Source organism: Streptomyces sp. 3N207 (genome assembly GCF_052246355.1).
Classification (GTDB): Bacteria; Actinomycetota; Actinomycetes; order Streptomycetales; family Streptomycetaceae; genus Streptomyces.
This window is the reverse complement of sequence record NZ_JBQQBV010000016.1, coordinates 60,682-82,286: the sequence shown is the minus strand read 5'-3', so window position 1 is coordinate 82,286 and position 21,605 is coordinate 60,682. Positions and strand designations below refer to the sequence as shown.

At 69.5% G+C, this 21,605-nt stretch carries 17 protein-coding genes and 1 pseudogene; 9 read left to right on the top strand and 9 right to left on the bottom strand.

What is annotated here, in order from left to right; translation table 11 throughout:
- Positions 1 to 63: 63 nt before the first annotated feature.
- Complete coding sequence (gene putP / locus ACTWP9_RS24040) at positions 64 to 1,614, top strand: sodium/proline symporter PutP (RefSeq protein WP_443248328.1); 1,551 nt, start codon at positions 64 to 66, stop codon at positions 1,612 to 1,614.
- A gap of 97 nt (positions 1,615 to 1,711) precedes the next feature.
- Here putP and ACTWP9_RS24035 read toward each other — a convergent pair whose 3' ends face one another.
- The gene (locus tag ACTWP9_RS24035; RefSeq protein WP_443248327.1) at positions 1,712 to 1,858 is read right to left on the bottom strand and encodes a hypothetical protein; all 147 of its coding nucleotides are present in this window, start codon (positions 1,856 to 1,858) and stop codon (positions 1,712 to 1,714) included.
- A gap of 80 nt (positions 1,859 to 1,938) precedes the next feature.
- Here ACTWP9_RS24035 and ACTWP9_RS24030 point away from each other — a divergent pair, with 80 nt between their 5' ends.
- Positions 1,939 to 2,931: a LacI family DNA-binding transcriptional regulator gene (locus tag ACTWP9_RS24030; RefSeq protein WP_443248412.1), complete on the top strand. Its 993-nt coding sequence runs from the start codon at positions 1,939 to 1,941 to the stop codon at positions 2,929 to 2,931.
- A 29-nt stretch (positions 2,932 to 2,960) separates the two neighbouring features.
- On the opposite strand, the gene ACTWP9_RS24025 is transcribed toward ACTWP9_RS24030, so the two are convergent.
- Complete coding sequence (locus ACTWP9_RS24025) at positions 2,961 to 7,037, bottom strand: glycosyl hydrolase (RefSeq protein WP_443248326.1); 4,077 nt, start codon at positions 7,035 to 7,037, stop codon at positions 2,961 to 2,963.
- Positions 7,038 to 7,345: 308 nt separating this feature from the next.
- On the opposite strand from ACTWP9_RS24025, the gene ACTWP9_RS24020 reads away from it, so the two are divergent.
- The 3 genes from ACTWP9_RS24020 (at position 7,346) to ACTWP9_RS24010 (ending at position 11,770) form a co-directional block, all read left to right on the top strand.
- Positions 7,346 to 8,716 (top strand): MFS transporter, encoded by a 1,371-nt coding sequence (locus ACTWP9_RS24020; RefSeq protein ID WP_443248325.1) that lies wholly within the window; start codon positions 7,346 to 7,348, stop codon positions 8,714 to 8,716.
- A gap of 55 nt (positions 8,717 to 8,771) precedes the next feature.
- On the top strand, positions 8,772 to 10,259 hold the full coding sequence (locus ACTWP9_RS24015) for an arabinose isomerase (RefSeq protein WP_443248324.1): 1,488 nt from the start codon (positions 8,772 to 8,774) through the stop codon (positions 10,257 to 10,259).
- Positions 10,260 to 10,618: 359 nt separating this feature from the next.
- Positions 10,619 to 11,770, top strand: coding sequence for an ABC transporter substrate-binding protein (locus ACTWP9_RS24010; protein ID WP_443248323.1), 1,152 nt, complete (start codon positions 10,619 to 10,621; stop codon positions 11,768 to 11,770).
- 169 nt (positions 11,771 to 11,939) lie between these two features.
- Here ACTWP9_RS24010 and ACTWP9_RS24005 read toward each other — a convergent pair whose 3' ends face one another.
- From ACTWP9_RS24005 to ACTWP9_RS23990, 4 genes are all read right to left on the bottom strand, one after another.
- A complete protein-coding gene (locus tag ACTWP9_RS24005; RefSeq protein WP_443248322.1) occupies positions 11,940 to 12,710 on the bottom strand; it encodes an SDR family oxidoreductase in 771 nt (256 codons plus the stop codon).
- A complete protein-coding gene (locus ACTWP9_RS24000) occupies positions 12,710 to 13,735 on the bottom strand; it encodes a zinc-dependent alcohol dehydrogenase (RefSeq protein ID WP_443248321.1) in 1,026 nt (341 codons plus the stop codon). The genes ACTWP9_RS24005 and ACTWP9_RS24000 overlap by 1 nt, the downstream gene beginning before the upstream one ends.
- A 59-nt stretch (positions 13,736 to 13,794) precedes the next feature.
- Positions 13,795 to 15,093: an L-fuconate dehydratase gene (locus ACTWP9_RS23995; protein ID WP_443248320.1), complete on the bottom strand. Its 1,299-nt coding sequence runs from the start codon at positions 15,091 to 15,093 to the stop codon at positions 13,795 to 13,797.
- A 70-nt stretch (positions 15,094 to 15,163) separates the two neighbouring features.
- Positions 15,164 to 16,486: an MFS transporter gene (locus ACTWP9_RS23990; protein WP_443248319.1), complete on the bottom strand. Its 1,323-nt coding sequence runs from the start codon at positions 16,484 to 16,486 to the stop codon at positions 15,164 to 15,166.
- A gap of 129 nt (positions 16,487 to 16,615) precedes the next feature.
- Here ACTWP9_RS23990 and ACTWP9_RS23985 point away from each other — a divergent pair, with 129 nt between their 5' ends.
- A complete protein-coding gene (locus ACTWP9_RS23985; RefSeq protein ID WP_443248318.1) occupies positions 16,616 to 17,392 on the top strand; it encodes a GntR family transcriptional regulator in 777 nt (258 codons plus the stop codon).
- A gap of 37 nt (positions 17,393 to 17,429) precedes the next feature.
- On the opposite strand, the gene ACTWP9_RS23980 is transcribed toward ACTWP9_RS23985, so the two are convergent.
- Positions 17,430 to 17,717, bottom strand: a complete 288-nt coding sequence (locus ACTWP9_RS23980) for a hypothetical protein (RefSeq protein ID WP_443248411.1) — start codon at positions 17,715 to 17,717, stop codon at positions 17,430 to 17,432.
- A 201-nt stretch (positions 17,718 to 17,918) separates the two neighbouring features.
- Between ACTWP9_RS23980 and ACTWP9_RS23975 the strand changes: the two genes are divergently transcribed.
- The gene (locus ACTWP9_RS23975) at positions 17,919 to 18,776 is read left to right on the top strand and encodes a maleylpyruvate isomerase family mycothiol-dependent enzyme (protein ID WP_443248317.1); all 858 of its coding nucleotides are present in this window, start codon (positions 17,919 to 17,921) and stop codon (positions 18,774 to 18,776) included.
- Positions 18,777 to 18,844: 68 nt separating this feature from the next.
- On the opposite strand, the gene ACTWP9_RS23970 is transcribed toward ACTWP9_RS23975, so the two are convergent.
- Complete coding sequence (locus ACTWP9_RS23970; RefSeq protein WP_443248316.1) at positions 18,845 to 19,525, bottom strand: DUF899 family protein; 681 nt, start codon at positions 19,523 to 19,525, stop codon at positions 18,845 to 18,847.
- A gap of 141 nt (positions 19,526 to 19,666) precedes the next feature.
- Between ACTWP9_RS23970 and ACTWP9_RS23965 the strand changes: the two are divergent.
- A pseudogene (locus ACTWP9_RS23965) lies at positions 19,667 to 20,080 on the top strand (SAM-dependent methyltransferase); the annotation flags it as partial.
- A gap of 45 nt (positions 20,081 to 20,125) precedes the next feature.
- Here ACTWP9_RS23965 and ACTWP9_RS23960 read toward each other — a convergent pair.
- Positions 20,126 to 20,362: a hypothetical protein gene (locus tag ACTWP9_RS23960; protein ID WP_443248315.1), complete on the bottom strand. Its 237-nt coding sequence runs from the start codon at positions 20,360 to 20,362 to the stop codon at positions 20,126 to 20,128.
- Between the two features lie 141 nt (positions 20,363 to 20,503).
- On the opposite strand from ACTWP9_RS23960, the gene ACTWP9_RS23955 reads away from it, so the two are divergent.
- The gene (locus ACTWP9_RS23955; RefSeq protein ID WP_443248314.1) at positions 20,504 to 21,469 is read left to right on the top strand and encodes an NAD(P)H-dependent flavin oxidoreductase; all 966 of its coding nucleotides are present in this window, start codon (positions 20,504 to 20,506) and stop codon (positions 21,467 to 21,469) included.
- Positions 21,470 to 21,605 lie beyond the last annotated feature (136 nt).

Sequence of the window (21,605 nt, the reverse complement as noted above, 5' to 3'; positions counted from 1 at the left end):
ATGTGCCAACGGTCACTTTTGCATCACAGGGAGTAACTCATGATCGCCCTGACTGTCCCAGTCATGGTCACATTCGGAGTCTTTCTGATTGCGATGGTCATGGTCGGCGTCGTGACGCACGGAGAAACGACCACATTTGATGACTTCACCGTCGGCAGTCGTCGGCTCACTGCACCGGTGGCCGCCCTGTCCGCCGGAGCCGCCGACATGTCCGGCTGGCTGTTTCTGGGTCTGCCAGGAGCCGTGTACGCGGCCGGGATCGGTGCCACCTGGATCGCCGTCGGCCTGATCGTCGGCACGTATCTCAACTGGCGTCTTGTCGCGCCTCGCCTGCGCGTCTACACGGAGCGGGTCGGTGCCGTGACCCTGCCGGCATATCTGGAGGAACGGTTCGAGGACCGGAGCAGGGTGCTCCGGCTCCTCTCGGCCACCGTCACCGTTGTGTTCTTCACCGTCTACGTCGCCAGCGGGCTGCTCGCCTGCGGCCTCCTGGCCGACGAGATCTTCGGCGCCGGCTTCGAGCTGGGGCTCACCGTCTTCACGGTGGTGATCGTCATCTACACGATCCTCGGCGGCTTCCGCGCCTTGAGCGTCAGCCACTCCATACAGGGCACGCTGATGCTCCTCACGGCGGTCGCCCTCCCCGCGATCACCCTCTGGCATCTCGGCGGCTTCGACGGGCTGCACCGTCAGCTCACTGCCATAACCCCCGCGCTGCTCGAACCGGGAGCCGAGGCATCCTTCGCCGACAAGAAGTGGACGGCCGGCGAACCGCTCGGAGCCGTCGCGTTGATCTCGCTGCTCGCCTGGGGACTCGGCTACTTCGGCCAGCCCCACATCCTGACCCGCTTCATGAGTATCCGCAGCACACGGGACATACCGCTGGCCCGCCGTCTGGGCATGGGCTGGGTGATCGCCGTCCTGGCCGGCGCATCCCTCACCGGGCTTGCCGGGATAGCCGCGCTCGACAAGCCGCTCAAGAACCCGGAGACGGTCACCATCGCGCTGTCCGCACATCTGACCTCACCCTGGATCGCAGGGGTCCTGCTGGTGGGCGTGCTGGCCGCGATCAAGTCCACGGTGGACAGCCAACTGCTGGTCTCCGCCACGTCCCTCACCGAGGACCTGTACCGGGCGTTCCTCCACCGGCGGGCCTCCGACACGTCGCTGCTGCTGATCGGACGTCTGAGCGTGCTGGCCGTGGCGCTGATCGCCTATGTGATCGCGCTGAGCGGCGGCGGCGTCCTCGACATCGTCGCGTACGCCTGGGCGGGATTCGGCGCGGCCTTCGGTCCGGTGATCCTGCTGTCGCTGTTCTGGCCACGGATGACGGCGGCCGGGGCCAAGGCCGGAATGCTCACCGGTGCCCTGACAGTGCTTCTGTGGAAGCACATCGACCCGCTCCTCGGCCCGCTGCAATCGGGCATCTACGAGATGGTGCCGGGCGTGCTCGCCGCCACCGCGGCGGCACTGCTCTTCGGCAAGTTCGTCGGACACCGCCCGACCCTGGACTGGAGCAACGCCATGGCGAACGACACTCCTCAGGCCGCACCGAGCGGCCAGGGCCCATGGCCCCCGTACCCCACGTCGCCCATTGACGGCCCTGGAAGGTGACTTCCGGCCCGAAGGGCGCCTCTCCGGGCACAACGGGCGTTATCACATCGATTCGTTGGTGAGCGGGTGTTCCCCCTGGGCGCCCGAGGCAGCCCGTTCAGCGCTCGTTCATGAGGATCTTCCATCCTGAGAAGACCACCCAGGCGTCCCGACCGCGACCGCCGGCGAACAGGCCACCGACGCCGCGAGCCCCGCCGGTGCCGTCCGAGCGTTGCCTCGCCGAGCCGTTCCCGGCGTTGGGCACGGTCGTAGGATGTGCGCACGCGGTGATTGTCGCCGCGCCCGAGGGCACGGCTCCGGGGGTCCGGACGGGAGGGGAGCGTCATCACCACGCGTCCCGCCCGTATCCAGGATGTGGCAGAGGCTGCCGGTGTCTCGGTGTCCACGGTGTCCAACGTGTTGAACCGCCCGGACCGTGTGAAGCCCGAGACGGCTGCGCGGGTCCGGACGGCCATTTCCGCTCTCGACTATGTGCCTCATACGGGCGCTGCCGGTCTGCGCAGCGGCCGGGCGTCCTCCCTCGGACTCGTTCTGCCCGATGTGGCGAACTCGTTCTATTCCCGTATCGCCCGGGGTGCGGCGGAGGCGGCGTACGAGCACGGGTTCTCACTGGCCCTCTGCGACAGCGGCGACGATCCGGAGCGGGAGCAGGGCTATTTGTCCATGCTGGTCGAGCAACGGGCCGTCGGTGTCGTCGTGGTGCCGCTCACCGCAGATCCGGAGCGGCTCGCCCGGCTGCGGCGGCGCGGGATACCGCTGGTGCTGGCCGACCGGTCGAGCATGGCCGAGGACGGGTGCTCGGTCTCGGTGGACGACGTGGCCGGCGGTCTCCTGGCGGTGCGGCACCTGCTGGCCGGTGGCGCCCGGGAGGTGCTGGTCGTCAACGGCCGGCTGGAGATCCGCCAGTGCGCCGACCGCTACCAGGGCGCCCGGCAGGCCGTCCGCGGCCGACGCGGCGCCCGGCTGAGGCAGATCACAGCCGAGCAGATGACAGCGGCCTCCGGCGAGGACATCGCCCGGCAACTGGCCGACATGCCCGACGCGGTGTTCTGTACGAACGACTTCCTGGCGGTCGGACTCTGCCGGGGGCTCGCCGAGCGCGGCGTCCGGGTCCCCGAAGACGTGCGCGTGGTCGGGTACGGGGACCTCGATGCGGCCGGCTTCGCCGCAACGCCGCTGACGACGATTCACCAGCCCGTGGAAGACCTCGGCCGGGCCGCAGTGGACATGCTGCTCGACGAGGTGGAGGCGCAGGGCGAGCATGTCCACGAGTCCCGGGTCTTCAGCCCGCACCTGCGACACCGGGCCTCCGCCTGAACCGGGCCCGCCCACGGCCCCGTCGGCGCTCAGTCCGCCGTCTCCCCCGTGTCCTCCGCTGGGTCCGCCGTCAGCAGCGTCACCGGTCCCAGCAACCCCGACACCAGTTGCGAGGGGAAGGTCCAGGAAGTGGGTGTCGCCTCGTGCAGATAGGGCGCCAGGGTGTTGTGGACCGTCACCTCGATCTGCACCGTGCGTCCCGCCGCGCCCGGCAGCGGAAAGCGGTACGGAGCGCAGAACGCCGCCCCGGCCGGCTCGCCGTCGACGGCGACCTCCACGCTGCCCCGCACCCGGCCCAGGTCGAGCACCGGAACTCCGCCTGCGGGCACGTCGACGGTGCGTGAGTAGGCCACCGCGCCGCTCCAGGCTTCCAGGCCCATGGACCGCCAGTCGCCCAGCGGCATGGGTGCCGGCGCGGTCCGTACGACCAGCGGCCCGGTCAGTGCCGCACCGCCGCGCCGCGTCGCGGTCGGCCAGGTGACGATCTCCAGTTCCGCCGCCTCCTGCAGCGGGCGGCCGAGGCGCAGTTCGTCTCCGTCGATGGTGTGGAAAGCCCCGCCGATACGCGCTGCCGCGAGTGGGACGGCCAGCGGCAATGTGACCGACTGGGTGCCGGCAGGCAGTGTGGCGCGGAACCGCTGAGCGGCCGGCACCACGTCGTCCGTACTGCGCACCGCGTCCACCCGGGTGCCGAGCATCGGCGTGCCCGTCAGCCACTCGGTGCCGTGCAGGGGGTGCGGCCGGACGGCGGCGTAACAGGGCTGCAGCTCGGCCCACCGCCCGGGGTGCTCGATCGTCCACCCGCGCCAGTCACCCGTGTCCACTTCCCAGCCGGCACCGCTGACCAGTGCGACCGTGCCGGAAGCGGTACGGGCCACCAGATCGGCGAAGACGACATCCGCCGCCTGGACACTGTCCGCCGTCAGCTCGAGCACGTGCAGGCCCGGTTTCAGGACCAGTTCGTGCCGGAAGAACATGGGGCTCGCGCCCCAGCTGGACTCGTAGTACTCCACCTTCTCCTGACGTGCCACAGCCTCGCCGTCCAGCACCACGGTCACACCGGTCGCCGCGCCCACCACCAACACCGCCTCCGCCGGCTGGGCCCCGGCGTCCAGCTGGGCGCGGTAGGTGACCCGGCCGTTCGGCCGCGCTGCGGCGGGAAGTCGCATGAACTGCGGTCGCGGTGCGAAGCTACCGGGCCGCGTCAGGCAGTAGAAGCTGCCCAGCGGCTCGTCGTCGCCGGTCGCCCCGACGGAGGGCGCCGTCTGCGGGTCGGCCAGCTCGTACTCGAGGACGTTGAGCCGCCGGTCGAGGCGCAGCCGGGACGAGACGAGACAGCCCTCCCCGCCGGGCAGTTCCTCGCCGTTCCACCACCACCGCTTGGCCGCCGCAGCGCCGAGGACCAGGTCGGCCTCGCCCAGGCGGTCCGTCGCCACGATCGTGCGGACCCGGACCACCTCTCCGGCACCGGGAGCGCCCGTGCGGACGAACTCCTCGCCGATCAGCCCCTTGGTACCGAGCACACCGGGTCCGGGATCGGCGGCGCCCCCGCTGGAGGAGTGGAGCGCGGTGGACCAGCTGTCGCCGGGCGGTACCAGCGGGCGGTCCCCGGCGAGCACTTGGGCAACGGCGTCGGCGTCGAGCGGCATCGGCGCATCGGCGGCGGGCACCGGCGGCAGCTGACGCACGCGGTTGCCGTACGTGGCCCGTACCGGCCGCCACCCGTCTGCGCCCTCGCCCTCCCCTTCCGTCCAGCACAGGGTCCAGATCTGCAAATCGGCCACCGAGGTCCCTGCGGGCAGCGCCATATCGCCCCAGGTGTTGTCCATCGTGGGAACCAGCCGGCCCTGCCAGCCAGATGAGAGGTCGACGCCCGTGGCGGGGTCGGCACGTGTGACCGTACGCGGGGCACGTGTGACCGTACGCGGCCGGGAGGCTGTCGCACCGTTCGCAGGTTCGCCCTCCCGCCACACCACGATCGCGGCGGGCGCCCCGTCGAGCGGGACCTCGATGGTCGAGCAACTGCCGGAGACGGTGCAGCGGGCGGGCTCGCGCGTCCCGGTGGCCGGGTTCCAGACCTCTGCCTCGGCCACGTGTGCCTTCACCCGGACCGTGGACGCAAGGGCGTAGCGTGCGGGGTCGAAGTCGTGGTCATCCTGAGGCCCGGACGAGCTCTCGCGCAGCCGGTACGCGCTGGCGTTGGGGAAAGCGCCGGTCACGAAGGCGGCCCCGATGTCGCCCCGACGCCGTACGAGCAGCGGAACGTCACCGGTCGCATGGCCTGCCGCGGCACGCACCGCCCTGGCCGCGGTCGCCGCGTCGGGCACCCGCTCCAGCCGCGGGTGCGCGGCCAGCGCCGCCACCACCGCGTCGTCGCCTGCCATCCCGGCCGCCGACGACGGGGTCCGGCCCACCACGACCACCCGGCCACCGCTGTCGAGCAGTTCGAGCAGCCGACGCGCGGTGGGCTCCTCCAGCACGCTCGCCGACGGCAGCAGCACCGTCGAGTAGCGAAGGTCCCGTTCGGGCAGCCGCAGGCAGCCGTCAGCGGGGACGGCGCGCTGGACGGAGGCGTCGTCGATGACGTCGAACGAGATGCCCTCGCGGTCCAGCGCACCGATCCGGGTCCGGAACCAGTTGTTCGCGCCGCACAGGCCGAGGTAGTGCTCCTGTGTCTCGTCGATATCGGTGTACGTGCCGCCGAGCCGGCCGTCGCCGAAGTGGTCGATCGGAGACCCCAGCGGCAGCAATGCCTGCACGGTGGTGGTCGGGTGGAGGACGGCGACCTCGGCGTCATATGTGCCCCACGTCATGACGGAGGCGATCCGGGCGACCGCCCGTGAGAACGCCGGGTAGTGCTTCCAGTAAGGCTGGCGCCAGTCGGTGGAGGGCGGCGCCCACTCGAACCAGCCGCCGGCAGTGCCGAAATAGCCGGCGTGCGGGTTGTAGAGGTTGGCCCCGCTGCGCAGGAAGGGCAGCAGCCAGTCGTAGGTGTCCTCCAGAGTGCCGCCCCACCCCGAGGAGTGGAACGCCTCGATCCACACCCGGTCGTGGCCGTACAGATGGGCCATGGACGAGTGCACCTTGGAGTCGCCCTCGTGATCGCTGCCGACGGCGCTGTACCAGCGGTGGGTTCGGAAGTAGTCGGTGTAGATCTGGGTGGCCTGGGTGGGATTGCCCGCACGTGCCGGGTTGCTCTGGTCGGCGCCGAGCAGCATGCCACGCTCCGTGTGCCAGTTGCCGAGCGGCTTGAACAGCGCCTCTTCGGTGAGCTCGGCGCGTACGGCGTAGTAGTCGGCGCGCACCTTGGCCGCATGTCCCCGGTCGGCTGCAAAGTCGGGCGCGAAGTCGGCCGTGAAGAGGGCCGGTATGTGGTCCAGCAGGTCGTAGCCCCGGCGGCTGAGGAACTCCTGCGGGAAGCGGGCGGTCCAGGAGTTGGTGCCGGGCAGTTCGTCCTGGAAGCTGCCCGCGATGACGCTGCCGAGGTACTGCGGGACCCGGCGCTCGTATGCGCCGTGCACCGTGTCGATCAACAGGCCGACGGCGTACGGGTCGAGGTAGTCGAAAGCCGTCGGCACCGACGTGACCAGCTGCACCTGAGTCCCGTCCGGCACCGCGACCCGTTCGGCGCCGTCGGACGTGAGGCGTTCGCCGGTCACCACGTCGTACGCGCCGACCATGCTCTCCGTCCCGAGCAGCCCCGGGTCGCCGCCGACGACCCGGGTCCGGCGCGCACGCAACGCCCGCCCGGCCGCCTCCGGGTGACGATGAGTGATGCCGCCCTGCACGTTCGCGCCGGAGAATCCGATCTGGTCGTAGAGCCACAGCCGCATCCCGAGGTCCTGGGCGATCTCGCAGGCGTCGGTGAAACGGGCCCACCACTCCTCGCTGAACCAGGCCGGGTCGTCCGCCCGAGCGCCGAAGGCCGGACCGGCCGGCGCCAGGTTGATGACGACGAGGTTGTGCACGCCGCCCTCGACGAACCTGCGCATCTGCCACTCCAGCCGCTCCCGGGTGACCCGCGCACCGGACCACCACCACAGCGGGGTGGGACCGAAGTCCCGGGGCGGCTCGTCGAACAACTGCTGCAGTGCGGGGGAGATCACGGACGCTCGGTCCTTCCACGGACGTCGGGAGGTTGATCGAAGACCGGAGGGGCGACGCGGATGCGGGGTCGACGCGACGAGCAAGGGTAAAAACGTTTTACATCAGAGGTGCCCGCTCGCAACAGGGGAGTGACGGAGCGGGTATGCGGGTCATCGGCCCAACCGACGGCCCACTCCCAACATTTGGCACCGATGCCTTGCGATGTCTTGTTGGAACGTTGCAATCAGTCTTACAGTCGCTGCCGCGCAGCACGGCATCCACTCGCAGCACGGCATCCATGTGACCACTCGACGACGGAGTCGCAGCCATGGCCAACGACCCGATTGCCTCCTCCCCCGCCAGGCAGCGCCTGCAGGGGCGGTACTGGAGACTGGCTGTCCTGTCCGGGATGGCGTCCTACCTCGACTCCGGCCTGCTCATCGGCATCTCGGTGAGCCTGGCCATCTGGCGGGAGAGCTTCGGGATGGGCGTGTGGATGGCCGGTGCCATCAGCGCGATCGTCGCCTTCAGCATCGCCCTCGGCTCGCTGGTCGGCGGCTGGCTCGCGGACCTCTTCGGCCGACGCCGGGTCTACAACCTGGACATCCTCTGCTACAGCTGCGGTGCGCTCGCCATCGCCCTGGCACCGAACGAGGAGGTGCTGCTGACCGGTGTCGTCGTCGCCGGGCTCGCAGCCGGTGCCGACCTGCCGACGTCGCTGGCCGTGGTGTCGGAGGCGGTCCCCGCCTGGGCGCGCGGCCGTCTGGTCGCCTTCACCCAGGTCATGTGGTCCGTCGGCATCGCCGTCACCACTCTGCTCGGCTTCGCCCTCTCGACCATGGGTCAACTCGGCACCCGCCTGATCGTCGGTCATCTCGCCCTCGCGGCCCTGGTGACCTGGGCCCTGCGGTCGCGGCTTGCGGCGCTGTCGGCGGAGGCCCCCGAGAACGCGTCGCCGGACACGTCTGCGAACGGCGCCTCCATGCCGTCCGAGCTGGGCTCCCCGCCCACCGTCCCCGAGAACGACGCCAAGGGGGCGCAGCGGCCGAACGGCCCCGAGTTGAAAGGCCTGTTGAAGAAGTCCGTTCTGCTGCCGATGGCCGCCACCTTCCTCTTCTACGTCGCGTGGGGGCTCGGCGCCAACACCTTCGGGCAGTTCGGCACGTACTTCCTCGTCACCGTCAGCGACGCTTCGCAGAGTCTGGCGACCGGGCTGAACCTGGCCTTCCTCCCGGTCCAGCTGGCGATGGCCCTGGTCTTCGTCCGGGTCGCCGACACGGCGTGGCGCGACCGGCTGTTCTTCGTCGCGGCGGTGGTGCAGACCGTCGGCTTCGCCATCCCCAGTTTCACCGGCGGCGCCGTACTGGCCGGAATGATCGCGTACTTCGTCCTGTACCAGATCTCCAACCCGCTGGCAGGCGAGGCCAACTACAAGGTGTGGTCGCAACTCCTCCTTCCGGCCGACACCCGTGGCACCTCCCAGGGGCTGACCTACGCCCTCTCCCGGGCGACGTTCGCGCTGGTGGCCTTCTTCACGCCGGCGCTTCTGGAGTTCAGCCCCTCGCTGCTGCTGTGGTCGATCACCGGATGCATGGCCCTCGCCATGGCTGTGGGGATCTTCATCATCCGCGTACTCCTGCCCCGCGCAGCCGCCGCTCCCGCCACTGCCCAGCCGGAAGCCCAACTCGTCACGCCCTGACGCCGGGCGTACGTCCCGACGCTGACACGCCGCCGTACACGTCCGAGGAGTGACGATGCACCCCACAACGACCGACCCCGCATCCCCCGCCGAAGAGCCCGCCGACGACCGCGCCGCAGCGCCGCACAGGGTGCTCCCGGCGGCGACCAGGCGCCCCACCCGCATCGGGCTCGTCTCCGGCGGTCTGGGTACGTACTGGCCGCAGTTCCCCGGACTCCTTCCCCAACTGCAGGAATCGGCCCGCTATGTGGCGCGGCGCTTCCAGTCGATGGACACCGAGGTGACCGACGCCGGATTCATCTCCGACGCCCAGGAGGGCGCCGCCGCCGCCGAAAAGCTGCGCCAGGCGGACTGCGACCTGATCGTGCTCTTCCTGACCACCTATCTCACCTCCTCGATGGTGCTGCCGATCGCCCAGCGCGCGAACACACCGGTGCTGGTGATCGACCTTCAGCCCACCGAGAAGATGGACCACGCCACCTTCGACACCGGTGCCTGGCTCGCCTACTGCGGCCAGTGCCCCGTCCCCGAGATCGGCAACGTCTTCCGCCGTGCCGGCATCCCGTTCCGGTCGGTGTCCGGATGGCTGCGCCAGGAATCAGCGTGGCGGCGTATCGAGCAGTGGATCCGCGCCGCCCACGTACGGGCAGCGCTGCGGGAAGCCCGACACGGCCTGATGGGCCACCTCTACCCCGGGATGCTCGATGTCTCGACCGACCTGACGCTGCTGCCGACCACCTTCGGCTCGCACATCGAAGTGCTGGAGTTCGACGACCTGCGGCACCGGGTGGAGAAGGTGACCGCAGCCGAGACCAGTGAGCGAATGGACCTCGCGCGGGAGATCTTCACCCTCGACGACTCCGTCGCTGAGGACGACTTCGCCTGGGGCGCCACCGTCTCGGTCGCCCTCGACCGCCTCGTCGACGACTTCGGCCTGGACACGCTCGCCTACTACCACCGCGGCCTGGACGGCGAGCAGCACGAGCGCCTCGGCGCCGGAATGATTCTCGGCGCCTCGCTGCTGACCGCTCGTGGCATTCCGGCGGCGGGCGAGTACGAGTTGCGTACCTCTGTGGCGCAGCTCGCCTCCCAAAGCGTGGGCGGGGGCGGGTCGTTCACCGAGATCCAGGCGCTGAACTTCGTGGACGGAGTCGTGGAGATGGGCCACGACGGCCCGGCCGATCTCGCGATCGGTTCCCGGAACCCGCTGCTGCGCGGGCTCGGCGTCTACCACGGGAAGCGCGGCTGGGGCGTCAGCGTGGAGCTGGACGTCCAGCACGGCCCCGTCACGCTCCTGGGACTGGGGCAGGGCGCCGACGGCAGCCTGTCCTTCATCGCCTCGGAAGGCACGGTCGTCCCCGGTCCGCTGCTGGGCATCGGCAACACCACCAGCCGCGTCGACTTCGGCCGTGACCCCGGTGAATGGGTGGACGAGTGGAGCGCCACCGGCGTCGGCCACCACTGGTCGCTCTCGGTCGGCCACCATGCCGCCGACTACAAGGCAGCGGCGAGCCTGCTCGGCATCGACTTCCGGGCGGTGTGACGGACGAGGCCGGCGCCGTGGGCGCGGCGATCGACCGAGGGCTGCTTGTGGATGGCCCTCTCGAAGCCGGGACCGGTCCCCCCCTTGCAGCCGCCGTGGGTGGGACTCGGCTTGCTGACTTGCTCACCATGACGGGGCACTGATCGACTCAATTTGGCCTTCTCCCGACCGCCGAGAAACTGGCAGCTCGGCGAACAATTAATCGGTTGCCTGTTGGCGATGGTGGTGGATGCAATGGCCGGCATGGTCACCCAGGTGCGCCCGCCACGGCGGGATGAGATGAACGCGTACTACCGAGCCCTGCCACTCTGCGATCCGGGCAAACGGCAACCGCATCGCCGCACGGGAGACGCCGGCGCATGACTACGCCACCATCGCCACCTGGAGCGGAGTCGACTGACGGATCAGCCGTCCGGATCGGCGCTCTCGTTCCGCTCACTCGGCCCGGCTGGACCGAGGCGGGCCGGCACTTGCTCGCTGGACTCGAACTGGCCGTTCGCGAGGTCAATGACGCCGGCGGGATCGCCGGAAGACCGCTTGAACTGGTGGTCCGAGACACCGCGGCCGATCCGCAGAGGGCCGCGGCGGCCGTGGAGGAATTGGCCGACCTGGGCGTGGCCGCCTTGGCGGGTGAGTATCACAGCGTCGTCGCTCGCGCCGCTGCCGGCAGGGCCGAAGCGCTCGGCGTGCCGTTCCTCTGCTCGTCAGCGGTTCTCGACGCGCTCACCGAACAGCCGACGAGTGGGGTCTCCCCTGCGCGAGCGAAGCCGGGAACTCGGGGATGGGTCGCGCGCCTCCCCCCGCCGCAGTCCCGCGGCTGGCAGGTCTACGCGGACTTCCTCCTCGACGCGGGCCACAGTCGCATCGCCGTAGCAGCCCAGCCAAGCGTCTACTGGGCATCCGGGACCCGCATTCTGCGGGATCACCTCGCTCCACGCGGCGGCACCGTCGTCGAACTCGACATGAGCGCGCTCACCCCCACGGCCGTGTGCGACGAACTCGTCGGCCATCGGGCGACAGCCCTCCTTCTTCTGGTCGGCCACCCGGAACCGGCCGTGCCGATCGTCAAGGCTGTCCGCAGCGACCAGCGCACCGCCGAGATCCTGATCGGTGCTCCGGCCGGGCAGCCGGAGTTCACCGAATGGGCGGCGTTGCTGGGCGACGACGGCGCCGCTGTCCCGTTCTTGCGCTACCTGCCCGAGCGCCTCACCCCACTCGGTGTACGAGTCGAGACGGCCCTCCGCGAGCAGCTGCCCGAAGCGCCCTCCTTCGTCGCCTTCGAGGGCTACGACACGATCGCCGTCCTCGCCGATGTGCTGCGTTCCCACGGCGCGGACCGGGCGCGCATCGCCGAATCCTGGCCGCGCGTTGCAGTCGAAGGCACCCGCGGGCGGATCCAGTTCTCCGGCACGCCCGGCATCAGCGTATGGCAATGGGCTCGGCCCCCGATCCAAGTCGTCGATCGAGATCCGGCGGAACCCGATCGCTTTCGGATCCTCCGCGCCGACTGACAGAGCACGGAGGTCCGACTGCCCAGATCTGTCCGAACTTGAGGCGTGGCGATCCTTGCCATCGACGTGCAGCAGCAGTGCCCCCTCGCGATCGAGGCGATTGGGCGTGCCGCTCTCTTTTCGGAGGCGTTCAACCTTGGGCCCACCTGCGGCCCTGCACCAGCAACACCTAGCGGCCCAGCCACCCCCCGTCGACCGGCAGCACGACTCCTGACACGTAGGTCGACGCGGAGCCGGCGAGGAACACCGCCGCCCCGCCGATGTCCTCCGCCCGGCCCCAGCGGCCGGCGGGGATGCGTTCGAGAATGGACCGGGACCGGTCGGTGTCGTCGCGTAGTGCCTGGGTGTTGTCGGTGGCGATGTAGCCGGGGGCGATGGCGTTGACGCCGATCCCGTGTGGTGCCCACTCGTTGGCCAGCGCCTTCGTCAGCCCGGCGACTCCTGACTTCGCCGCCGCGTAACCGGGGACGTACATCCCGCCCTGGAAGCTCAGCAGAGAGGCGATGAAGATGATCCTCCCCTGAACGCCTCTGTCGATCATGGACTTGCCCACCTCGCGGTTGAGGACGAACTGGGCGTTGAGATCCACCTCGACCACGCGGTCCCACATGTCGTCCGGGTGCTCGGCCGCCGGTGCCCGCTCGATGGCCCCGGCGTTGTTCACCAGGATGTCCACCGGCCGGTCCTGGCGGGCGAGTTCCGCACCGAGTGCACGGACCTCGGTCCGGTCGGCGAAGTCGGCCTGGCGGGCGGTGAAGGTCCTCCCGTGGGCCGTAACAGCCTCGCCCACCGCACTGCCGTGGGGCTCCAGAGAGGCACTCACTCCGATGATGTCGGCCCCGGCAGCGGCGAGGGCTTCGGCAATCGCCTTGCCGATGCCGCGCCGGGCGCCGGTCACCACCGCGAGCTTGCCCGTCAGATCGAACGGACTGTCCGCCATCAGTTCTCTCCCCCGCAGTCGACGAGCACCTTCATCGCCTTGCCCTCGGACAGTTGGCGGAACGCGTCCGCCACGTCCGCCAGCGGCACTTGGCCGGTGATGAGCCGGTTGGCCGGGATCTCCCCGCTGTCGAGCAGGGTCACCGCCGTCTCGAAGTCCTGCCGCTCGTAGACCCGGGCTCCCAGCACCGTCAGCTCCCGCCAGAAGATCTGCTTCAGATCCACGGGCCGCGGCTGGGGGTGGATGGCGACGATGACCAGCCGGCCTCTGACCCGGGCCAGCGAGGCCGCGCCGAGCACGGCCGCCGCGGAGCCGGAGACCTCGAACACCGCGTCCGCACCGGCGCCCGCCGTCCACTCCTCGACCCAGGCGGCCTGGTCGACCGCTGCGGGATCGAGGACTTCGAACCCGAGCCCGGCAGCCGTCGCCCGCCGTGCCGCATCGAGCTCCGCGATGACCACCTGCACTCCCCTGTGCCTGGCCACGACCGCGATGAGGAGACCTATGGGGCCGCCCCCGATGACGACGGCCTTCTCACCGCGCCGGAGTGCGGCGCGCCGTACGTCGTGTACCGCCACCGCCACCGGTTCGAGGAGTGCCGCATGGTCGAGCCGCAGCGACTCCGGCAGGCGGACCAGCACCTTCTCGGGTACGTTCCAGCGGGTCTGCAGCGATCCCGGCGAGTCGATGCCGATGAAGTCGAGGTTCTGGCAGATGTGCTGGTGACCCGCGGTGCAGGCGGGGCATGTACCGCACCAGTCGAGCGGCATCACGCCGACCGGATCGCCGACCGCCCAGCCCTCGACTCCCGGGCCGATGGCGGCGATCCGCCCCGACATCTCGTGTCCGATCACGGCCGGGAGGGTGACCCGCCCGTCCATGGCCCCGTGCAGGATGTGGAGGTCCGTGCCACAGATTCCGGTGAAAGCCACCTCGATCTGCACATGGCCTGCCAGGGGCGGGGCTGCCGGTTCCGTCTCCCCGACGGTGATGGTCCCGTTCCCGACGTACGTAGCTGCGTGCATCGTCCGCTTCTTTCCTCTCGTGCTTCGTCCCGTGGCGGATGCGTGGCCGGTCGCAGGCGTCACCGTCCGGCCCAGTACGTGCCGTCCGGGAAGGCGAATTCGGCCAGCGACGCGTCATACATCCGCGCGCTGTAGCCGGGCTGCCGGGGCAGGACGTACGCCCCGTCGCGGACGACGCAGGGGTCGGTGAAGTGCTCGTGCAGATGGTCGACGAACTCGGTGACCCGTCCTTCGAGGCTGCCCGAGACGGCGATGAAGTCGAACGCCGAGAGGTGCTGGACGAGTTCGCACAGGCCGACACCCCCGGCGTGCGGGCACACCGGCACGCCGTATTTCGCCGCCATGAAGAGCACGGCGAGGATCTCGTTGACGCTGCCGAGACGGCAGGAGTCCAGCTGGCAGTAGTCGATCGCCTCGGCCTGGAAGAGCTGTTTGAACAGCACCCGGTTCATGCCGTGCTCTCCGGTCGCCACCCCGATCGGGGCCACCGCCTCGCGCACCCGCGCGTGTCCGAGTACGTCGTCGGGGCTGGTGGGTTCCTCGATCCACAGGGGCTTGAACCGGGCGAGTTCACGGACCCACTCGATGGCCTCGGGCACGTCCCAGACCTGGTTGGCGTCGATCATCAGATGGGCGTCCTCGCCGATGATCTCCCGGGCGATGGCGCACCGCCGGATGTCGTCGTCCAGGTTCGCGCCGACCTTCAGCTTCACATGGCGGTATCCCGCCTGCACCGCCTCCTCGCACAGGGCCCTGAGCTTGTCGTCGGAGTAGCCGAGCCATCCGGCGGACGTGGTGTAGGAGGGGTAGCCGGTCTTCTCCAGCTGGGCTGTGCGCTCCTCGTGCGTGTCGGCCAGCCGGGTGAGCAGATCGATCGCCTCCTCGCGGGTGAGGGCGTCCGACAGGTAACGCATATCGGCGGCGTCGACGAGTTCGGTTGGCGTCATCCCGGCGAGCAGCTGCCACAGGGGGACGCCTGCCCGACGCGCTGCGAGGTCCCAGACCGCGTTCATCACTGCCGCGAGCGCGAGGTGCACCACGCCCTTGTCGGGGCCGAGCCACCGCAGTTGGGAGTCCGACTGCAGCTCACGGTAGGTGCCGCCCAGGTCACCGGTGAGCTCCTCGACGCTCCTGCCCACCAGCGCGCTGCCACGCTGCCGGGCCGCGGCCGCACACAGGTCGTTGCCCCGGCCGATGGTGAAGGTGAAGCCGTAACCGGCCAGCTCGGGGTCGTCGGTGTGCAGTACGACGTACGTCGCCGAATAGTCGCCGTCCTTGTTCATCGCGTCCGACCCATCGCCCGTCAGCGAGGTGGGGAACCGGACGTCGAGGACGTCCACGGCAGTGATCAGGGGCATTGTTCTCCTTCGGATCGGAGGATCGCGGGTGGTGTTCCCGGGTGGCGGGAGCGGTGCGGAGGTCGTGCAGTCAGCTGGTACGGACCTTGATGGGCTGCACCTTGCCCAGCACGAAGAGGTAGTTGAGCGCTCCCAGCAGGGCGAGGCAGCCGATCACCCCGAGCGCCGAGATGTAGGAGCCCGTCCGGTCGACGAGGTACCCGACGAGGATGGGGGTCAAAATTCCGGCGAAGTTGGAGGCGAAGTTCTGCATCCCGCCGATCGTCCCGACGTGCCGGGAGCTGGGCGCGACATCGGCAGGAAGGGACCAGATGCCGGTTCCCGCGACCGTCAGCCCGGAGTAGGCGACGGACAGCAGCGCAAGCGCCATCCACGCCTCCGGTACGACGGCGGCGAACATGATCACCGAGCCGCTGACCAGCCCGCCGACGATGGTCACCTTGCGTACGCGGTCGACGGAGTGCCCACGGCGCACGGCCCGGTCCGCGGTCAGCCCGCCGAGCCACCCGCAGCCGACGGCGCAGATACCGGGGATCGCGCCGAAGAAGCCGAGCTGCAGCAGGTCGAAGCCACGCTCGCTGACCAGGTAATCGGGGAAGAAGGTGATGAAGAAATAGATCACGCTGTTCAGGCAGAAGAAGCCGAACATCATGCTGAGCACGGTGCGGTACCGGAACAGGGACTTCCAGGGCAGGGAGGCTGCCCCGGCGTCGTCGTTCACCTCGTCGCGAGCGCCACCGGACCGGATGTACTCGGTCTCCGCCTCGTTGGCCCACGGGTGCTCCGCGGGGCTGCGGTACACCTTCCACCACGTAAGGGCCCAGACGAGGCCGACGCACCCGATCACGATGAAGACCATGTGCCAGGAGGTCACCGCCACGAGCAGCGTCACGACGGGCAGTGCGATCACGGCCCCGACGCGCGACCCCGAGTCCCAGATGCTGGTCGCGAACGCCCGCTCCCGTTGGGGGAACCAGGTGGCGACCACCTTCGCCGAGGTGCTCGGCGCGGGAGCCTCACCGACGCCGAGGAGGAACCGTGCGGTGATCAGGCTCCAGAAACCCCTGGCCAGTGAGGTCGCCATGGTGAAGACCGACCAGCAGATGGCCGCGATGGTGAACGACCGGCGGGGGCCGACCTTGTCGACGTACCAGCCGGCGGCGAGCTGGAAGAAGTCGTACGCCCAGAAGAAGGCGGCGAAGACCAGGCCCTTCTGGGTGTTCGAGAGGTGGAACTCCTCTCCCATGAAAGGCAGCGCGACGCTGAGGCTGGACCGGTCCAGGTAGTTGATCGTCAGCCCGGCGAACGCGAGCCAGATGATGATCCACCGAGTACGGGTGGCGGTGCGCGGCGGACGGACCGCAGCGTCTTGGCGAACAGGGGATGCAGCCATGTGATGTCCTCACATCGACACTGATGTGTATAGCATTTGGCTAAGCTCTATATTGATCCTGTAGATCGTATAGAGCTGCTGTCAATACCTCCGCCCGATACGGAGGGGACCACTTGGAGTTACGATCACGTGACAGAGCTATCCACCGGCCCGAACGATGAGGTGTGCGTGCCACGCAAGAACGCGCCCAAGCCCGCGGCGAACGGGGTCTATGACAGGCTGCGCTCCTTGATCATGGACGGTGTGCTGCTGCCCGACACCCGCATCAACATCGTCGCCCTCTCCCGCGACCTCGGGGTCTCACAGACGCCGGTACGCGAGGCACTGCAGCGACTCGAAGGCGACAACCTGATCACCTACGAGCCGGGGCGTGGCTACAGCACCACCCCGCTGCTCGACCTCGACGGCCTGCGCGCACTGTTCGAGTTCCGCCTGCTCGTCGAACCATGGGCAGCGCGCGCGGCAGCGGTCGACCGGCTGAGCAACCCCGGCGCTCTGCTCGACCGTGAGCTCGACTCCTTCGAACAGGTCCTGGCCGCGCCGGAGAACGAGGCCGGAGGGCAGAACTCCCACCACGACGTACGCCAGCAGCTCGTGGCGCACGACGCCGCCTTCCACGCGGCGATCCTCAAGGCCACCGGCAACCCGGTGGCGGAGCAGGCATACGAACAGACCCACTGCCACCTGCACACCTTCCGGCTCTACCCGGAAGACATCGACACCGCCAACACCGTGACCGAGCACCGCAGGATCAGCGCGGCAATCAATGAGTGCGACCCGGAGGAAGCCGAGCAGGCCATGACCGGCCATATCCGGAAGGCGTTCGACAGGTTCGCCAGGGCCTTCGACGAGACGGCAACGCCGCCGACGCTGCCGGACACACCCCCGAGACGCCTGGTGAAGTGACCGTTGCCTGAGCCGGCCGACAGACATCCGACTCACCTCAACATCTGGTGTCCACCGTCCACGCGAAGAGCTCCGCAGCACCCCGACGGACAGCTGCCTCCGGGTCCCTCGCGAGTTGCCCGCAGACTGCCACGAGGCCCGGCGCACCGTCGGGTGGAGCGAGCGCGTCCTGTACCCCGGTCTGTATCCAGTCGGCGTGGTTGTCGTCGGCATCGGCAACCGCGAGCGCGATGACCCTCGCGGCGGCCACCGTCCCCACCTGGGCCAGGGCCTCTGCCGTCCGGCGAGTCACCGCCGTGTCCGCGACGTCCAGCAGCAGACCCACCAACGCTGCCGCAGCTTCTGGAACATCGGCGAAGGAAGCGAGGTCACGCCCGGCACCAGCGCGTTGCGACCATGAAGGAGACAAAGCCTTAGCCAACGCCGCCTGCAACCCGCTCACCGTCTCCGACACAACCAGACACTCTCATGCCCCCGGCGGAGATATCCGATAGTGCGCCGGGCATTCGATTGGCAGGCTGTGAGCATGAACTCCCGGCCCGATGAGGTTCCCGGCCAGTCCTGGCTCGGCGGATTGATCGATGCCCGCCCACTGTTTGCCCGCGAGCATGCGGCGCTGATGGCCACTCTGCGGGGGTTGGAGCCTGCCGACTGGCAGAAGGAGGCCGTGCCGGGCTGGGCCGTGCACGATGTGGCCGCCCACGTTCTCGGTGACTATTACGGGCGCCTCGGCCGTGACCGCGACGGTCACCAGCACGGGCCCGTCTTCGCGCCGGGCGAGACGCTGGAAGCGTTCATCCACCGCATCAACCAGGAGTGGGTCGCCGCCCATCGCCGGGTCAGCCCCGCCGCACTGATCGACACCCTGAACCTGGTCGGTGACCAGGTCTCCCGCTTCTTCGAGACGGCCGACCCCGACGAGCCGTCGCTGGGGGTGTCCTGGGCCGGCGTCGACCCGGCTCCGATGTGGCTCGACAACGCCCGGGACTTCACCGAGTTCTGGACCCATCGCCAGCAGATCCGCCATGCCACCGGCCAGGAAACCGATCCCGACCCGCGCTCTCTGTCCGTCGTTCTGGACACCTTCATGCGGGCACTCCCCCACACCCTGCACGACACCCCTGCCTCTGTCGGCACGCAGATCCAGGTGCACGTCGAGGGCCCGGCCGGCGGCACCTGGACCGTCACCGCGACCGAGGCCCGCTGGTCCCTCGCCGAGCCCGACGCCGGACCACCCGCCGCCCGTGTCAGCCTGGACACGGAGACCGCATGGCGGCTCTGCACCCGTGCGATCGAGCCGGCGACCGCACTGGCCCGCTCCCGCATCGACGGCAATCGCCAACTTGCCGAAGCTGCCTGCCGGATCGTGTCCATCGTCTACTGAACACGCGGCTTCGCATGCGCCAAAGAGCGCGGGGAGCCCGGGCCCGCAGTTGGGGGGTGCGGTTTCGTTCAGTAGCTGAGGGCGGCGTCCCAGTTGTCGCGGCCTCGGCGAGTGAGGTCGAGGATGTGCCACACCGGGCTGAGCAGGTCGATGCCTCGCTGGTCGATGTCGTCGGACATCCGGGGGTGCACCGAGTAGAAGTGGCGTACCGACCCGTCGTCGTCGCGGGTGAACACCGACACCGTCGAGTCCTGGTTGCCCTCGGCGTCCTCGCTGCCCAGGTCGTATTTGAAGGTGCCGGCTCCGGCGCTGAGCAGCCGCAGATTCGTCCAATTCCGGTTCCGGGCGTGGGCGCGGAGCGCGGGCAGATCGGCCGCGGCGACAACTGCGAGATCGACGTTCTGCGCGACGTGGTGAGCCACCCCGTTGAACCCGTCGAGCCACATCGTGCACATCGGGCACGGCTCGGTCTGCTTCTTGCCATACATGAGGTGGTAGACGACCAGGTCACGCCCGGGCCGAGTGAACAGTTCGCCCAGGGGCACGGTCCGCGCCGGCGCGTCACCGGCCTGCAGATCAGCAGGGCCTTCCTCGAACACGTAGTCATCGACGACAGGGCCCAGCGGCAAGCGACGCCGCAGGTCGGCCACGCGTTCGCGGTGGCGCATCAGCTCGATCTCGGCTTGCCGCAGCTCCTCGCGGGCGCTGACGTATTCGGCCGACTCTCCGGTGAGATTGGTTTGACGCATCGATACCCCGGTCCGGCTGCTGTCTGGTGGCCACCATCTGCTCTGGCCCACCACCGTAAGCCTGCGCACAGCGCTCGCCGGGCAGCGAAACGACAAGGGGCCCGTCTCTCCGATCACGGCCCAGCTGATCCGAAGGTCCGCCTGATCGAGGACGCCGATCCCGCGCTGCAGCCGCTGATCTGCCCTGACGAACACGGCCCCGAGCAGGAACTGGCCAACCGGCTGCGCCGCGGCTTCCGTCAGCTGCTTCAGCAGCGCGGTGCCGACCTCACCTACGGACGCAAACTGCCGCGGCTGCTGCGCGAGGTCGGTCTTGCCGATGTCGAGGCCGACGCCTACTTCCCGATCACCTCGCCCGCGTGCGACGTCCTCGAGGCGGCCACCGTCCACCAGGTGCGCGACAAGCTCACCGCCGCGGGCCTCGCCACGGAGGAGGAGATCGAGCAGCACCTCGCCAACATCGCGTCAGGCCGCCTCGATCTCGCCACCTCACCGATGATCTCTGCCTGGGGCCGCCGGCCCTCCGAAGCCGACCGCGAGCACGCCGGCACCTGAATCCCGCCGAACGGAGCCTGGTTGTCGATGGATGACCGCCCGTGATCAGTCGAGCTCGGTCGCGCGCTTCAACGGGGTACGCCGCGGCGACACCTTCCGGCAGGAGATCCTCCAGCCGTCGGAGGTGCGCACCACAACGTCGTCGTAGGAGACGGAGCCGCTGGAGCCGTCCGCCATGATGCCCAAGCCCTTGGAGCGGACCACTCCGGCATGGCGGTTCAAGACCAAGCCGATTGTCGATCCTGTCATCAGGGCAGCACCGTATCTGTCGATCAGCGCCATGAAATCGAGCGTCAACGGCCGGAGAGCGATGCTCCGCGATCGTTCCCCGTCGCTGCACTGCCCGCCAGAGATTTCGGAGCAGGCGACCTGACAACACCACACCGGGTACGACCGGCGTGACGGCGGGGGAGGATCGGGGGCATGGGATTGGCGACGGCGTTCACGGAACTGTTCGATGTGCAGCATCCGATTGCGCTGGCACCGATGGGCGGGTCGGCCGGTGGTGCCCTGACGGCGGCGGTCTCGCGCGGCGGCGGTCTCGGACTGCTGGGCAGCGGGAACGGTGATCCGGACTGGCTGGCCCGTGAAGCGCGTGCAGTGGCCGACGAGGGTGCTGCGAAGCCTTGGGGCATCGGCTTTCTGACGTGGGCGATCGACGTCGGTGCGGTGGCGCGGGCGCTGGAGTACAGACCGTCGGCGGTGATGTTGTCCTTCGGCGACCCGAGCCCGTTCGTAGAGCGCATTCGCAGCGCGGGCACGGCGCTGATCATTCAGGTCACCGACCTGGAGGAGGCCCGCAGGGCGGTGGATCTGGGCGCCGATGTGATCGTGGCGCAAGGCACCGAAGGGGGCGGGCACGGAGCCCGGCGCGGGCGGTCCACACTGCCGTTCGTGCCCATCGTGGTGGATCTGGCAGCGCCGGTGCCGGTGCTGGCGGCGGGCGGCATCGCCGATGGCCGCGGCGTGGCGGCTGCCCTGGCGCTGGGTGCTGCCGGAGCGCTGTTGGGCACCCGCTTCCAAGCCACGGCCGAGGCCCTGGTCGCCCCCGCGACAGCGAAGGCGATCGTTGAGGGACGCGGAGAGGACACCGAGCGCAACAGAGTGCTCGACATCGCCCGCCGCTCGCGCTGGCCGGCGCAGTACACAGCCCGCACGCTTGGCCACCCCTTCCTCGACGAATGGCGGGGCCGGGAGGAAGAACTCGCCGTTGCCCCGCATGCCCAGCAGGCGTACCAAGACGCCGTGGCACGCGGCGAGATCCCGGCGCTGCCGCAGTGGGCCGGCGAGGCCGTCGATCTCATCAACGACCTGCCGTCCGCGGCTGATCTGGTCCGCACCATGGCCGCACAGGCTGAGGACGCGTTGGCCCGAGCAGGCAGGCGCTGACCGCAACAACTCCGGTACGCAGCGATCAGGGCCGCGTGCGTGTCCATGAGACGCCGTACATCCTCCAGCCCAGCCGCAAGTGCGCTGGTTCTGCTGTTGGGCCCTCAAGTGAGGGCCCAACAGCAGAACCAGCGTG